Here is a 15,808-nt window from a genome sequence, read left to right as displayed (position 1 = left end):
ATGCCGTCAATTGTTGTTGTAGGTGCAAACTGGGGTGATGAAGGCAAAGGCCGTATCGTCGATTTTCTAGCTGAGAACGCATCTGCGAGCATTCGCTTTCAAGGTGGTAATAACGCCGGACATACCGTTGTGAATGACTTTGGTACGTTTAAACTACACCAATTACCAAGCGGTATTTTTAATCCTGATTGTATTGCAGTACTAGGCCCAGGCATGGTGATAAGCCCTGGCGCATTAAGCGAAGAAATAGCCGAAGTTAACGCCGCCGGTGTTGATGTAAAATTATGTATTTCTGATCGTGCAACGTTATGCTTACCATTACACGCCCTTGAAGATACCCTCGAAGAAGTGCGCTTAGGCGATGCTGCTTACGGCTCTACTCGTCAAGGAATTGCACCTGCATACGGCGACCGAGTAATGAAAAAAGGCATTTTAGTTGGCTGGTTAAATCAGCCAGACGTTTTATTAGAGCGTATTGAATTTATGCTGGATTGGAAAATGCCACAGCTAAAAGCCCTTTACCCAAGCTGTGATTTTTCACAAACAGCTGAACAAATGACTGAGTGGTTATTAGCTGTCAGCGCTCCTTGGCGTGAATTTATTTGTAATGTAACAGAGCCTTTAAAAGCACTGCAAAAGCAAGATGCCAACTTATTGTTTGAAGCGCAACTAGGCGCAGGCCGCGATTTAGTTTACGGCGAATACCCGTATACTACATCATCAAACGTGACTGCTGCCTATGCAGGAATTGGCAGCGGGCTGCCAGCTTTGCGCCCTGAGCGTGTTATCGCTGTGGCTAAATCATTTAGCTCATCTGTTGGTACAGGTACACTCGTTACCGCCATGGCAGAGCAAGACAATTTTCGTGAAAGCGCGAACGAATATGGCGCAGTGACTGGCCGCCCACGTGATATGGGTTATTTTGATGCAGTTGCCACCCGTAACGGTGTTGAATTACAAGCAGCCACTGAAATCGCTTTAACCAAAATTGATTGCCTATCTGGCATGAAAGATTTAAAAATCTGCGTTGGTTATGCAGGCGATCACAGCGAAAACCCTATTTGGCCACAAACAGCGGCTTTAACGCCAATCTATGAAAGCATGCCAGCGTGGGATGAAGATATTACCGGTTGTCGTACCTTCGACAGTCTGCCTGCTGCAGCGCAGCATTATGTAGAACGCATCGAAGCACTGATGGGAGTACCTGTAAGTATGGTGTCTGTAGGCCCTGAGCGTGAGCAAATGATTATCCGCTAAACACTCAATTGCTATAACCCAAGTGGTTTTATAAACCACTTGGGTTATACGCTAGGCAATTGCAGATTTTCATCCACTATCTGAACAAAAATATTTTGAGTCAGTTATTCAAAAATATTAATCATTCCATCATAAAATAATTGATTGTCACCACAAGTGTATTTAAAGCACATTTAAACTCGATTTAACGCGTTCTAGTACAACGGTGGTTCTAAATGATTTGATATTATCGTTCTCATGAAAAAACTTATCACAAATCTCTTGAAAGCGCTGCATATTAGGCACAACTAATATCAGTACAAAATCAGCTGCACCCGTAACATAATAGCATTGCTGCACTTCAGGACCTGAAAAACGTTGCTTTAGTAGCTCAAGCTCAGAAATATGTGTCCTGTTAACCTCCACTTCTACTAAAATAGTGATAACTTGATTTAGCTTATCTGGGTCTAAAATCGCCACATTTGATACAATATAACCACTTCCCCTGAGTTTATGGATACGGCGCTGCACCGAGGCGGTTGATAGATGTACCGCTTCAGCCAGTTTTCGAAGTGGAGTTTGGCAATCTTTCTGGACTAATTCTAAAAGCGCATAGTCATAGCGATCTAGTTTCATAATATCTCAAGGTGATAAATTTTCTCGCAAACAGTACTTTTTTAGAGCCCATTTATCAATGGTATTGAAATAAAATATACACACCTAATCTCTTCTATATACCGACTATGCAAAACTCTACTAAAACTTCATTGGGAGTTACTTTAAATATAATTTCATCAGCACTTTTTGCACTAATGTTTGCTTACACTTCACTGTTAAATGAACTTCAAGGTCAAGAAACATATGGTTGGCGAGTTTTATTTACGGTGCCATTTTTAACTGTTTTTATTCTACTAAAAGGTTACTGGCCACTAGTACTGGGCATATATACGAGGGTGCGATATGAAAAGTATTTTTGGCTAACACGGCTCCTTTCATCTTTTTTAGTTGGTGTACAATTATGGCTATTCATGTGGGCACCCGTAAATGGATATGGTTTAGCGGTTTCATTAGGCTACTTTATCATGCCAATTACTATGGTAATTATCGGACGGCTTGCTTTTCAAGAGCGTTTAACCCCGCATCAAAAAGTAGCATGTTTATTTGCTCTCATAGCTATTTTAAATCTATTAATTGTTTCTCAATCATTTTTGTGGCCGGTTTGGGTTGTATGCATAGGTTACCCTATTTATTTTTGGCTACGAAAAAAAACCAACACTAATAACATTGGTTGCACATGGGTTGATATGCTCTTGAGCCTTCCTATAGCCTGTTATTTTATCTTTGCCAATGGACAAGTTGTCACGGAGTTAACCGTAAATTTAACATTGCTTTATTTAGTAGTAGGCCTTGGGGGGATTAGTGCTCTAGCGCTTTCGTTTCAATCCCTATCTGCCCCCTATTTAAATTTAAGCCTTTTTGGTTTACTCGTTTATGTTGAGCCTGTGCTGCTATTAATAGTGGCGATTCTTTTAGGCGAGACTATCAACCAAAAGGATTGGCTTACGTACATAGCTATTTTGCTTGCGGTCGTCACATTAATTCTTGAAGGTATAAGAAAGTTACATTTAACTCATTATCGCTAACATTGCTTACTTCTTATATTGCAACGAGGTTTATCAGTAATCCCTTAAAGCAACCAACTCCCCACAAACCAAAAAGCGCAAGGTAAACTCGCGCTTTTATTGTGTTATTTAAAGCTTAAAGCTTGGTAGCTTTATAAACCAAGTTCTGCCATAAAGTCGTCATCTAAATCACTTGCTTTAGCAGCATCATCAGCAGCTTTTTGTTTTTCTGCTTTATGCTTTGCTTCGTTTTCAATGATGTCATCTGGGTCAATAGCTTCAGCAATATCAAAATCGTGCAATTTGATAAACTCAGTTTTATCCATTGCTAATTCTAAATAAAAGATATTTTGTTTACTGGTGGTAAATGTCACGCGCCGTGCTTGCGGTCTATCCATCGTAGTATCGACCGAAATCTGTACTTGCTTATTGATGGCCATCATCTTCGGTTGATTTTGGGTAATTGAAGTATGTAACTGCTCGCGTACCTTTGAAGTAAAATCACCAACGATTTGGTTCATCAATTCACCGAGTACATTTGAGACGTCGTCCGATAAATGACTGTGAGCGAGTTCTTCTTCAGGCATCCCCATATTACGCATGTAATCATGATAAATCTCCATCGCCGCTTGCGAGGTGAAATTAGTAATTACCAGTCCTGTAAATCCGCCATCAAATAACACAAAACAACCGATATCAGGACGCATACAGGTGCGGGTTATTTTTTGTACCATTGCTGAGTAGCTAATACTATTACCACTTGCCGATGACAATACACTCGTTACAGAATGACAAAGGGTTGCCAATATATCATCTGTGCTGATCACTTTACTTTTGCTCATAAACTTCTCTTTTTCTACTTGTTATTCATTATTCTAGCCAAGCTACTGAAATTATCACTGACTATCCAGCATAAAATGCTAAAATAGCCCTATTATTTTTCAAGAGACTGTTTGTGTGAACATAAAAGACAGCATTTATGCCACTGAGCAAGCGGTTAAAGACTTTAGCTTTGACCAACATGTAGTAGAAGTTTTCCCAGATATGATCCAGCGCTCAGTTCCGGGTTATGCAACCATTGTTAGTACGATGGGTAAATTGGCCGGTGAATATGCGCAAAGCAATTCAAACCTTTATGATTTGGGCTGTTCCCTTGGCGCAGTAACATTAAGCATGCGCCGTAATATCCGCACTGATAATTGCCATATTATTGCCGTTGATAATTCACAAGCCATGGTTGAGCGCTGTAAATTACATTTGCACGGCTTTCGCTCAGAAGTGCCTGTTACAGTGACGCTTGGTGATATTAATGAGCTAAATATTGAAAACGCGTCAGTGGTCGCCATGAACTTTACTTTGCAGTTTATTCCACCCGCACAGCGCCAAGCCGTGCTTGAAAAAATATACGCGAATTTAAAACCCGGTGGTGTATTGCTGTTAAGCGAAAAAATCAAAGGCGAGAACGAGCAATGCGATAACTTGCTGATTGACTTGCACCACGATTTTAAACGCCACAATGGTTATTCTGAATTAGAAATTAGCCAAAAACGTACCGCCATTGAGAATGTAATGCGCCCAGATACTTTAAATGCTCACCTTTCTCGACTTACCGATATTGGCTTTAGCCAAACCCAAGTATGGTATCAATGTTTTAATTTTTGCTCACTGGTAGCAATCAAGTAACAAATATAAAGAGTAATTCAATGTCTCAATGGTTTAACCAATTTTACGCCGCAATCGCACAAAGTCCGCTAAGTCACTGGCTGGAAACGCTACCTAGCCAATTAAAACACTGGCAATTAGAGGCCAGTCACGGTGATTTACCAAAATGGCAGAAAGTGTTAAAAAACTTGCCTGAAGTGGCGACCAAACACGTCAATATTATCGACAAAGTTGAAATTGGTGCCCCTGGCGAAATGACCGACGGCGAACAAAAACAAGTTACACACTTATTAAAACGAATGATGCCATGGCGTAAAGGCCCTTTCAGCCTACACGGTATTGAAATTGATACTGAATGGCGCAGCGATTGGAAGTGGGACCGTTTATTACCGCACATTGAGCCGCTAAAAGGCCGCACGGTTTTAGACATCGGCTGTGGCTCTGGCTATCACTTATGGCGGATGCGCGGTGAAGGCGCTGAGTTTGTGGTTGGCATTGATCCGTCTGATTTATTTTTATGTCAGTTTCAAGCCATCAAACACTTTAACCCAGATGAAAACGTGCATTTATTACCGCTAGGTGTTGAAGCCCTGCCTGAGTTAAAAGCCTTTGATACGGTGTTTTCGATGGGTGTGCTTTATCATCGTCGTTCCCCTATCGACTTTTTAGCACAATTAAAAGCGCAGCTTCGCCCAGGTGGTGAATTAGTGCTTGAAACCTTAGTCATTGAAGGCGATGAAAACACAGTACTCGTGCCCACTGACCGCTATGCGAAGATGCGTAACGTGTGGTTTATTCCGAGCACGGCAGCGCTAAAACTCTGGATGGAACGTGTTGGTTTTAAAGATGTGCAAGTGAAAGACTGCGCTATTACAACGCTTGAAGAACAACGTAAATCAGATTGGATGGAAAACGAGTCCCTGATCGACTTTTTAGATCCAAACGATACTAGTAAAACCATTGAAGGTTACCCAGCGCCGTTGCGTGCAATTTTGACTGCAAAGGCTTAATACTAAAGGAACTAGGTTTTAGGTGCTTGGAACTACCTAGCACCTGCTACCTAAATCTATTGTGTCATTATACGGACAAGTGTCCTTGTCAATAATAGTAAACTCATATTTGAACTAGCCGCGCCCTTGCAATTGTTGTAAAATACGCGCGTTTCTAAGCATACACATGCAAAACCATGCAACTTTTTTGAGGAAATCCTGTGAGCGAACAAAAACAGTCTCTAAGTTATAAAGACGCGGGCGTAGATATCGATGCCGGTAACGCACTTGTTGAGCGTATTAAAGGCGTAGTTAAAAAAACCCGTCGTCCTGAAGTTATGGGCGGAATTGGTGGCTTTGGCGCACTTTGCGAAATCCCAGCTGGTTATAAGCAACCAGTACTTGTTGCAGGCACTGATGGTGTTGGTACTAAGTTACGCTTAGCTATCGACCTTAAAAAACACGATACTGTAGGTATCGATTTAGTTGCTATGTGTGTAAATGACCTTATCGTTCAAGGTGCTGAGCCATTATTTTTCCTAGATTATTATGCAACAGGCAAACTTGATGTTGATACTGCCGCAGACGTAGTAACAGGCATTGGTAAAGGCTGTGAGATCTCTGGCTGTGCATTAATTGGTGGCGAAACTGCTGAAATGCCAGGTATGTACGAAGGCGAAGATTACGACATGGCTGGTTTTTGTACTGGCGTAGTTGAAAAAGCAAATATCATCGATGGCACAAAAGTAGCTGCTGGTGATCAACTGATCGCGCTTGCATCAAGCGGCCCGCATTCAAATGGCTTCTCATTAATTCGTAAAGTACTTGAAGTATCAAATGCTGATACAAGTGCTGAATTTGAAGGTAAAACATTAGGCGAAACTCTGCTTGAACCAACACGTATTTACGTTAAACCATTACTTGAGCTGTTCAAGCAAGTAGATGTTCATGCTCTTTCGCATATTACTGGCGGCGGTTTTTGGGAAAATATCCCACGCGTATTACCAGAGTCTGCAAAAGCAGTAGTTAAAGGTGATAGCTGGCAGTGGCCTGGTATTTTCAATTGGTTACAAGAAAACGGTAACATCACCACCCACGAAATGTACCGCACATTTAACTGTGGTGTAGGTATGGTATTGGTTGTGCCAGCTGACAAACTTGAGCAAAGCTTAAGCATCTTAAAAGAGCTTGGCGAAAATGCTTGGCACCTTGGTGAGATCCATGATGCTAAAGCTGGCGAAGAGCAAGTAGAAATCCTAGGCGGCCGTGATTAATGGCCCCTGCTCGTCTAGTAGTCTTAATTTCAGGTAGTGGCTCTAATTTACAAGCCATCATTGACGCCTGTAATAACGGCGAGATAAATGCAAACATAGCGGCTGTAATTAGTAATAAAGCAGACGCTTATGGCCTTGAGCGAGCAAAGCAAGCGGGCATTGCAACAGCAGTGCTCAGCCATAAAGATTTTGACTCGCGCGAAGCCTACGATGCGCAATTAATGAACGTTATTGATTCTTTTGCACCAAATCTAGTTGTATTAGCTGGGTTTATGCGTATTCTTACTCCTAACTTAGTGCAAAAATTTAAAGGAAAAATGTTGAACATTCATCCTTCTTTGTTGCCTAAGTACCAGGGGCTGAATACCCACCAAAGAGCAATTGATGCAAAAGATGACATTCATGGCGTAAGTGTGCACTTTGTTACTGAAGAATTAGACGGTGGTCCTGTCATTCTTCAAGCCAAAGTACCCGTGCTGGCAGATGATACTGCTGACACATTAGCAAAACGCGTGCATGCACAAGAGCATATAATTTACCCTTTGGTGGTCAAGTGGTTCAGTGAACAACGACTTACTATGGAAGCAGATTATGCAGTTCTTGACAAAAAACAACTTCCTGCACACGGCGCGCACTACCCAGAATAAAAAACTAAGTGCCTTGCTATTCTGTGCGGGCACTTTATTACTTCCTACTAGTTTAATTGCTGGTGAACTTACTCAATTTGAAGCTAACTATGATATTTTGCGCAAAGGCGAAAACCATGGTCAAGGCGTCCGCACATTAAAAAAACTAGCAGATAACAGTTACCAAGTTAGCTACCACAGTGACATTGAGTGGATGATATTCTCAGATTCACGCAAAGAAACATCAAATTTTACTTTCAGCGACAAAAAAATCACGCCTGAAAGTTATAGCATGATCCGCACAGGCACAGGCCCGGATAAAGAATATACACTGCAATTTGACCACACTAAAAAACTCGTAAACAGCAGTGAAAGTAAATACCCCATTGAGTGTGAGTGGTCTGAGCAATTTCAAGACTCAATTTCATACCAAGTACAAGTGCGCGAAGAATTAAAAATGGGTAAAACCAGCTTTTCGTATCCGTTAGTTGATAAAAAAGGCAACTGCCGTGAGTATAACTTTGAGGTCGTTGGTAAAGAGACTATTTCCCTACCAATCGGTAATATCGAAGCGATCAAAGTAAAACGCTTATATGATAATGATAAACGCCAAGCGCTTGCATGGTTCGCCCCTGAAATGGATTACATGCTAGTTAGGATGTGGAAAGGCGAAAAAGGCGTAGAACAATTTGAAGTACAACTTAAGTCGTTCACGGTAACCAGCCCAGTTGCATTACCTGAAGAAGTTAAAAACGAAATAACACCGGAATAAATTGCTTGCAAGACGAAAGGCTCAAGTGTGACGATCATAACTTGGGCTTTTCAGCTTATAACCACATTAATTAAGTTCAAACGTTAAAACTGACGGCTAAATTAACTCACCCATTTTAAACAACGCAAATTCACCTGGTTCCATTTTTTGCCAGCGCTCATCGTTGGTCAGTGGCCGAGTAGCGATCACCGTTACGACATCATTTGGCGTAGTTTCTTGTTGAAAATCTACCACCATATCTGCATCAATTAACGTAGCCTTACCGAACGGCGCACGGCGGGTGATCCAATGCAAATTATTAGTACAATACGCTAACACATACACACCATCAGTCAGCAACATATTAAACACACCTTTTTCACGTAAAGTATGTGCAAGCTTTGCCGCATAACGAAACACTGACGCCATATTAGCTGGACGTTTAGGGTATTTTTCACGAATTTGATCGAGTAACCAACAAAACGCCAATTCACTGTCGGTATTACCCACTGGCCGATAATATTCAGGTTTTAAATCATGATAATTCGAAAGCTGACCATTATGCGCGTAGGTCAGCTCCCTGCCCCACAACTCACGGGTAAAAGGATGCGTATTTTCAAGACAGACACGGCCACGATTACCTTGGCGAATATGGCTAATCACCGAGACACTTTTAATGGGATAGGCCTTTACTAACTTGGCAATTTCAGACTGACAGCTAGGCTCAGGATCTTTAAAAGTACGACACCCCTTCCCTTCATAAAAAGTAATGCCCCAGCCATCTTTATGCGGACCTGTGTTACCACCGCGCTCTAACAGCCCTGAAAAACTAAAACAAATATCTGTAGGCACATTCGCCGACATGCCAAGCAACTCACACATAAAATAAATTAACCTTTCAAAAATTTTTATACTTTTAAAATACTGCTTTTTAAAAAGCGTAAACCCGTAACTTAGGCCTTAGCGGCATTGTTAAACATAAGCAAGGGCAAGGCAAGCAAGAAAACAGCTTAATTTTTTCTCAAATAAATCATACTGACGAATCACACATTTATCCGTATGCTGATGTGCACAGATTACAAATTAACAGTCACTGATATTTTCACTAAGCTACTTGATAATTATTCACTCTAGCGCTACTCTAACTAAAGGTGGTCTGACCTCTATTAAGGATTGAATACATGACACTCATATTTACACTTGGTTTAATCGTGCTGCTCAGCATCGCGAGTTACCACAGAGCGAGCTGGAATACTGCCCTTGGCGTTTCCATCGCAACACTTGTCATTGGTACCTTTGCAGGTGCATTTGGCGCAATTAGCTGGTTGATCTTCTTGATCATTGCAGTGCCATTGTCTGTTACTGGCATTCGTCAGCAATATATTATTAAACCTATTTTTGCCATGTTTAAAAAAGTTACTCCAACTATGTCTGAAACTGAAAAATCAGCCATTGATGCGGGTACAACATGGTGGGAAGCCGATCTTTTTTGCGGCCGTCCTGATTGGAACAAATTACACCAATACCCAATGCCTAAATTGACAATCGAAGAGCAAGCCTTTATCGATGGTCCAGTTGAGGTGGTATGTAGTATGTTGGACGACTGGGAAGCAACTCATGAGTTAACCGATTTACCACAAGATGTTTGGCAATACCTAAAAGATAATAAATTCTTTGCCATGATCATTAAAAAAGAATATGGCGGCCTGCAATTTTCTGCCTTTGCACAATCGTGTGTACTGCAAAAGTTAACCAGTAAATCTACCCTGCTTTCATCAATTGTAGGCGTTCCTAATTCATTAGGTCCGGGCGAATTGTTACAGCACTATGGTACTAAAGAACAAAAAGATCATTACTTACCTCGCCTTGCTAGTGGTCAAGAGATCCCATGCTTTGCCTTAACTTCACCAGAAGCAGGCTCTGATGCCAGCGCCATTCCAGATTATGGTGTGGTATGTAAAGGTATGTGGGAAGGCGAAGAAGTCATTGGTCTTAGCCTAACATGGAACAAACGTTATATTACGCTAGCGCCTGTTGCGACAGTATTAGGTCTGGCGTTTAAACTACAAGACCCAGATGGTCTACTAAGCGATGTTAAAGAGCCAGGTATTACTTGTGCACTTATTCCTACAGACATGCCAGGTGTTGAAATTGGTCGTCGTCATTTCCCGCTAAATGTACCATTTCAGAATGGTCCTACTCGTGGTAAAGACATTTTCGTACCGCTTGATTACATTATTGGTGGACCAGAAATGGCCGGCCAAGGCTGGCGCATGCTGGTTGAATGTTTATCGGTTGGTCGTGCTATTACATTGCCGTCAAACTCAACGGGTGGTATTAAAACAATTGCACTTGCAAGTGGTGCATACAGCCGTATTCGTCGTCAATTCCGTTTACCTATTGGCCAAATGGAAGGTGTTGAAGAGTCACTAGCAAAACTAGCAGGTTATGCGTACAGCTCAGATGCGGCTGTTAGCATGTCAACTGGTGCGGTTGATTTAGGCGAAAAGCCATCGGTTGTTTCGGCAATCATTAAATACCATTTAACCGAGCAAATGCGTGATTCAACCAACCATGCAATGGATGTTCACGGCGGTAAAGGTATTATGCTTGGGCCAAATAACTATTTAGGTCGTGGCTATCAAGGTGCACCAATTGCCATCACTGTTGAAGGTGCAAATATCTTGACCCGTAATATGATTATTTACGGTCAAGGTGCCATTCGCTGCCATCCATTTGTACTGACTGAATTGGGTGCCTGCGCAATCGAAGATCGTGAAGAAGCGCTAGCGGTATTTGATAAAGCGTTAATGGGCCACATCGGCTTTACTATGTCTAACCTTGTACGTACTAAGTGGATGAGCTTTACCGGAGCCCGTTTTGCAACTACGCCATTTAAAGACGAAACAGCTGAGTTTTACCGTACTGCGTCACGCTTTAGTGCGTCACTTGCATTGATGTCTGACATTAGCATGGCTGTATTTGGTGGCTCACTAAAACGTAAAGAGCGTATTTCCGCTCGTTTAGGTGATTTGCTTAGTTACCTTTATTTAGTGTCTGCAACGCTGAAACGTTATAACGATGAAGGCCGTAAAAAAGAAGATTTACCGCTTGTACAATGGAGCTGTCAAGATCACCTTTACCACTGTCAACGTGCACTTGCTGATTTAATTAACAATATGCCATCAGCTCCGCTTCGTGCAGCACTTAAGTTGATGTTGTTCCCGTTCGGTCGTCCAGTTCGTAAACCGACTGATAAACTTGAGCATAAATTAGCACAAATTTTACAAGTACCTAGCGAAACACGTAACCGTTTAGCAAGCTACGTATACTTAACAAATGAACCACTTAACTTAGTTGGTCGTCAAGAGCAAACGCTTAAAGACGTGCTAGCTGTTGAACCTTTATTTGATAAGGTATGTCGTGAAAAAGGCGTTAAACTGCCTTTCTTCCAGCTTGATAAAGTTGCTCAGATGGGACTTGAAGCGGGTATTTTAACGCAAGCAGAGGCTGATCAGCTAGCAAGCGTTGAAAAAGCACGTTTAGATGTTATTAACGTTGACGACTTTGACCCTGCAGATTTATTAGCAGGCAAAGCTGCACGTAATAACACGGCAAAAAAGGCGAATGCTGCTTAACATATTAAGTTAACACAGCCAACAGCCCGCCTGTTGTGATCATCCAAACCAGCGCATAATGCGCTGGTTTTTTTTGTGCTATATATAATTGTAATGTACCCCAGCCAACACTCAGGCTCAGTAATAGCCACTCTATTTGAGCGACAAACAACAGATAGCTGCTAAGTGTTATCAAAAAGAACAAGCAACTTGGCATAAATTGGCTGATAAAAAACAGCCGCGATTGGTTATTTGCTTGAAAAAATAGCTGGTACTTATCATGTAGCTTGCCACAATCAAATTGCAGTGAGCTGGTAAACAACACCATAAAAGCGGCGGCTATCACACTAAATATAGCCTCTAAATCAGCACGCTCATTGAGCAAAGTAGTGATTGCCATAAATACACACAACAATAAAGCCACTCGCCATACTAGTACCCTGCTATGTTGCATAAAAAAGCTCAGCCAAAAAGTAGATAATGCATTGACCGATAACCGGTCGCTCAGCGAAAATGCTGGCAACAACATGCTCAGCGCAAATAATATAATAAAGCCACAGTGATAGGCTAACGGCGCTATATTAATCGGTAGCAAGACTAAAATAGCAGTAAATACTAAGCCATATATTAATGCTCTTGGCTTGTACAAACACAGTACACCGAGGCTAAACTGCTGTAACATAAACAGCACAAAATGGGGTGCTCGTAGCCACTGTGAATAGTTTAAATCCAGCGCAATTACAGCACTTGCTAGCAACCAGCCATTGCTTAAAACCAATAGTTTTATATCCATTAACTTAAGCCAGTTTGACCTTACAATAGTGCGTTGAAAGAGCCGCTGCTGACTATTTTGAATGGCTGATTTCATTGCACTGAGCATCACGCTTTGCAGTAATAGATACAGCCACGCCATTTGAGCGCCATATTGCGGCGCATCTATGCTGTCGATGATTTTGCCCAGACCTAAAAATAACAGCAAAATCATTCCAAGCATGGCTGAGCCAAGTACCACTAAAAATAATAAGCCGAAGTTTTTAAGTTGCTGTAGTAGTTGTGCCAGCTCAATTTTATAGGCCTGATAACGATACTGCATAAATGAGCGATATTGTGCAATCTCAAGCTTAATACCTAGCTTGCTCATAAGAGGACACACTCAAAGCCATGCTCGATAAACGGCGCCGGCTCATGGCAAGTGATAATGATTTGCCCATGCGCTTTATCTGCTAAATAATTATCTAGTAAACCAAGTAAATATATAATGCTGGCTTGATCAAGTGCCGCACAGGGCTCATCTAGTAACAAATACGGCGCACCGCGCATTAACGCTAAAATTAATTGGCACTTTTTTTGATTACCCGATGACAACGCATCAAAACGAGTCGCTAAAAAATCTGAAAAATTAAAGCCGCTGATAAGCGCTGTCGGCCAATCGCAGCCTAAACTGCTAACCGTTAAATTGATAATTTGTTTCGCGGTTAAAAACTCAGGCAGCGCGATGCGATCACTGGCAATTGCTACCTGTTTATAAGGCTCAGACAACACCTTGCCTGCAAATAATATCTGTCCACTTTGTGGTTGCTCAAGTCCAGCAAGCATCATTAGCAGCGTGGTTTTACCTTGACCGTTCGGCGCTTCAATACATACCCTCGGTGCTGTAAAGCTGATGCGATAATCTTTATATAGGATGTTTTGGGCAAATTGCTTGTGTAAACCACTAACTTCAATCATCACTTTCCTTTTATATGAGAGAGCCTTTTATATGAGTGAGTATTATAACGTAGGCTGTATTTTTAACGATACAGGCTTTGTAACACTTTGTTGCAGTTAAAATCAGCTAAAAACTTGCGTTAAAATAGGGTTAGGGCAACACTAAAACCGGTAAAAATATGATTAGATAACAATAAACCAAGGAATGTACTATGAACAAAAAATTGCAATTTGCCGCACTCGCCTGTGCAATCAGTATTGCCTTGAGCGGTTGTAGCCAATCAACCTCAACAACAGCCGTCACCACAGTACAGTCGCAGCAAACTCAGCAAGTTAGCACCTATAATGCTAAAACCTTCTTTGATACCACCGCAATTATGGGCAGTAGCTTTTCACCCAATGGCGATAAAGTACTGGTAAGCTCTGATGAAAGTGGTATTTACAGCTTGTATGAAGTAGATGCAAAAACAGGCAACAAAACCCGCTTAACCAATTTTCAGGATAGCACCTACCCTGTCCGTTACTTCCCAAATGATGAAAGGGTCCTCTTTACCAAAGATTCTGGCGGCAATGAGCGCTTTCACGTCTACGTCCGTGAACTTGACGGGTCAATAACAGATTTAACCCCCGGCGATGAAACCCGCGCAAGCTTTGCAGGATTTACAGAAGATAGCAGCGAGTTTTTTATTACTAGTAACCAGCGCGATGCTAAATTTATGGACTTATACCGCGTTGATAGTAAAACCTATAAAATCACCCCTGTTTATCAAAATACGCTTGGTTTAGATGTCGGAGCAATCAGCCCCGATGGCCGCTATATCGCACTATCTAAAAATAACACCAATAAAGACAGCGACACATTTATTCTCGATACCTATAAAAAGACCCTCAAACCACAGCTAATTTCAAAACACAATACACCAGCTCAATACACGCCTGAAACCTTCTCTGTTGATAGTAAATACTTATACTACTCAACGGATGCTAAAGGCGAGTTTTCACAAGTGTGGCGTTATGAGTTGGCCTCAGAGGAGCATAGCCCTGTATTAAAATATAATTGGGATGTCAGCTTCATTTATTTTTCTAAATCAGGGCGTTATCAAGTCAGCGGTGTCAATGCCGATGCCAGCACTAAAGTCACGGTGATTGATACCCAGTCAGACAAAGAGATTGCGATGCCTCAGTTACCCGCAGGTAACTTACGTGGTGTTAACTTTTCTGCAGATGAAAAAAGCATGGCGTTTTACTTAAATTCAGATACCTCGCCAAGTAACCTGTTTGTCTGGCAAGTGGGTAGTGATAAGGCACAGCAATTAAGTAATACTTTAAGCAAAGAGATAGATCAAAATGATTTAGTTGAAAGTACCATAGTGCGCTTTAAAAGCTTTGACGGTTTAGAGATACCCGGCGTACTTTATAAACCCAAGCAAGCCAGTAGCAATAATAAAGTGCCAGCGCTAATTTGGGTGCACGGTGGCCCAGGTGGCCAAAGCCGCACTGGTTACAGTGCAATGCAACAACATTTAGTCAATCATGGCTATGCTATTTTTGCGGTTAATAACCGTGGCAGTTCAGGCTATGGTAAAACCTTTTTTCATTTAGATGATAAAAAACACGGCACCGACGACTTACAAGACATTGTTTACGGTAAAAAACACTTACAAAGTTTAGATTGGGTCGATGCAGAAAAAATCGGTATCATAGGTGGCAGCTACGGTGGCTTCATGACCGCAGCAGCGCTTGCTTTTGAGCCTGAAGAATTCAAAGTGGGCATTAATATTTTTGGTGTCACCAACTGGGTAAGAACGCTCAACTCAATTCCACCGTGGTGGGAAAGCTTTAAAAAAGCGTTGTACGATGAAATGGGCGACCCTGCAACGGACGGCGAGCGTCATCGTGCAATCTCACCGCTATTCCATGCTAAGAATATCACCAAACCATTAATGGTTATTCAAGGCGCCAACGATCCGCGCGTATTACAGATAGAAAGTGATGAGTTAGTTGCCGCAGTGAAAGCCAATGGCGTACCGGTCGAATATGTATTATTTGACGATGAAGGTCATGGTTTTAGCAAAAAAGAAAACCGTATCAGTGCCTCCAACGCGTATCTAAACTTTTTAGATACCTACTTAAAAGAACGCTTTGGCCCACAAGGCTAATATATTAAAGCTGACTAGAAGTTTAATTATAAGCCTGTAATTCGTAAGCGTCTAGCAAAATGCACCTGCCAGTAACTCGTCAAAATGATTAAGCTATTTCCGAATTTCAATGAGGAGATAGCCATGAGAAAAACACGTAGCCTTGAACAGTGGCGCAGTATTATC

General features: G+C 41.7%; 14 protein-coding genes. 9 read left to right on the top strand and 5 right to left on the bottom strand.

The features are described from left to right. Positions 1-1,257, top strand: a complete 1,257-nt coding sequence (locus tag H5187_RS15170) for an adenylosuccinate synthase (protein WP_182798009.1) — start codon at positions 1-3, stop codon at positions 1,255-1,257. A gap of 162 nt (positions 1,258-1,419) precedes the next feature. On the opposite strand, the gene H5187_RS15165 is transcribed toward H5187_RS15170, so the two are convergent. Further along, positions 1,420-1,872 carry an Lrp/AsnC family transcriptional regulator gene (locus H5187_RS15165; RefSeq protein ID WP_182740037.1) on the bottom strand — a complete coding sequence of 151 codons (453 nt, stop codon included), beginning with the start codon at positions 1,870-1,872 and terminating at the stop codon, positions 1,420-1,422. 107 nt (positions 1,873-1,979) lie between these two features. Here H5187_RS15165 and rarD point away from each other — a divergent pair, with 107 nt between their 5' ends. After that, on the top strand, positions 1,980-2,879 hold the full coding sequence (gene rarD, locus H5187_RS15160) for an EamA family transporter RarD (RefSeq protein WP_182717959.1): 900 nt from the start codon (positions 1,980-1,982) through the stop codon (positions 2,877-2,879). A 131-nt stretch (positions 2,880-3,010) separates the two neighbouring features. Here rarD and H5187_RS15155 read toward each other — a convergent pair whose 3' ends face one another. After that, complete coding sequence (locus H5187_RS15155; protein ID WP_145242354.1) at positions 3,011-3,700, bottom strand: DUF3334 family protein; 690 nt, start codon at positions 3,698-3,700, stop codon at positions 3,011-3,013. Positions 3,701-3,815: 115 nt separating this feature from the next. On the opposite strand from H5187_RS15155, the gene cmoA reads away from it, so the two are divergent. From cmoA to H5187_RS15130, 5 genes are all read left to right on the top strand, one after another. Next, the gene (cmoA, locus tag H5187_RS15150) at positions 3,816-4,541 is read left to right on the top strand and encodes a carboxy-S-adenosyl-L-methionine synthase CmoA (RefSeq protein ID WP_145242356.1); all 726 of its coding nucleotides are present in this window, start codon (positions 3,816-3,818) and stop codon (positions 4,539-4,541) included. Between the two features lie 20 nt (positions 4,542-4,561). Then, the gene (gene cmoB, locus H5187_RS15145) at positions 4,562-5,530 is read left to right on the top strand and encodes a tRNA 5-methoxyuridine(34)/uridine 5-oxyacetic acid(34) synthase CmoB (protein ID WP_182717957.1); all 969 of its coding nucleotides are present in this window, start codon (positions 4,562-4,564) and stop codon (positions 5,528-5,530) included. Between the two features lie 200 nt (positions 5,531-5,730). Then, positions 5,731-6,783, top strand: coding sequence for a phosphoribosylformylglycinamidine cyclo-ligase (purM, locus tag H5187_RS15140; RefSeq protein WP_145242360.1), 1,053 nt, complete (start codon positions 5,731-5,733; stop codon positions 6,781-6,783). Next, on the top strand, positions 6,783-7,430 hold the full coding sequence (gene purN, locus H5187_RS15135) for a phosphoribosylglycinamide formyltransferase (protein WP_145242362.1): 648 nt from the start codon (positions 6,783-6,785) through the stop codon (positions 7,428-7,430). Before purM ends, purN begins: the two co-directional genes overlap by 1 nt. Beyond that, complete coding sequence (locus H5187_RS15130) at positions 7,384-8,181, top strand: DUF3108 domain-containing protein (protein ID WP_409072548.1); 798 nt, start codon at positions 7,384-7,386, stop codon at positions 8,179-8,181. The genes purN and H5187_RS15130 overlap by 47 nt, the downstream gene beginning before the upstream one ends. A gap of 96 nt (positions 8,182-8,277) precedes the next feature. Here the strand turns inward: H5187_RS15130 and H5187_RS15125 are convergent, their stop codons facing one another. Next, entirely contained in the window at positions 8,278-9,042 is a 765-nt protein-coding gene (locus H5187_RS15125) for a class II glutamine amidotransferase (RefSeq protein WP_149982940.1), read from the bottom strand. Between the two features lie 299 nt (positions 9,043-9,341). On the opposite strand from H5187_RS15125, the gene fadE reads away from it, so the two are divergent. Beyond that, on the top strand, positions 9,342-11,798 hold the full coding sequence (fadE, locus tag H5187_RS15120) for an acyl-CoA dehydrogenase FadE (protein WP_149982939.1): 2,457 nt from the start codon (positions 9,342-9,344) through the stop codon (positions 11,796-11,798). A gap of 4 nt (positions 11,799-11,802) precedes the next feature. On the opposite strand, the gene H5187_RS15115 is transcribed toward fadE, so the two are convergent. Then, positions 11,803-12,918: a DUF6136 family protein gene (locus tag H5187_RS15115; RefSeq protein ID WP_182794490.1), complete on the bottom strand. Its 1,116-nt coding sequence runs from the start codon at positions 12,916-12,918 to the stop codon at positions 11,803-11,805. Beyond that, positions 12,915-13,505 (bottom strand): ATP-binding cassette domain-containing protein, encoded by a 591-nt coding sequence (locus H5187_RS15110; protein WP_182794491.1) that lies wholly within the window; start codon positions 13,503-13,505, stop codon positions 12,915-12,917. Before H5187_RS15110 ends, H5187_RS15115 begins: the two co-directional genes overlap by 4 nt. A 191-nt stretch (positions 13,506-13,696) precedes the next feature. On the opposite strand from H5187_RS15110, the gene H5187_RS15105 reads away from it, so the two are divergent. After that, entirely contained in the window at positions 13,697-15,643 is a 1,947-nt protein-coding gene (locus H5187_RS15105) for a S9 family peptidase (RefSeq protein WP_182784928.1), read from the top strand. Positions 15,644-15,808 lie beyond the last annotated feature (165 nt).

It is taken from the genome of Pseudoalteromonas sp. SG44-1 (assembly GCF_014164315.1).
Classification (GTDB): domain Bacteria; phylum Pseudomonadota; class Gammaproteobacteria; order Enterobacterales; family Alteromonadaceae; genus Pseudoalteromonas; species Pseudoalteromonas rhizosphaerae.
This window is presented reverse-complemented; position numbering and strand designations above follow the sequence as displayed.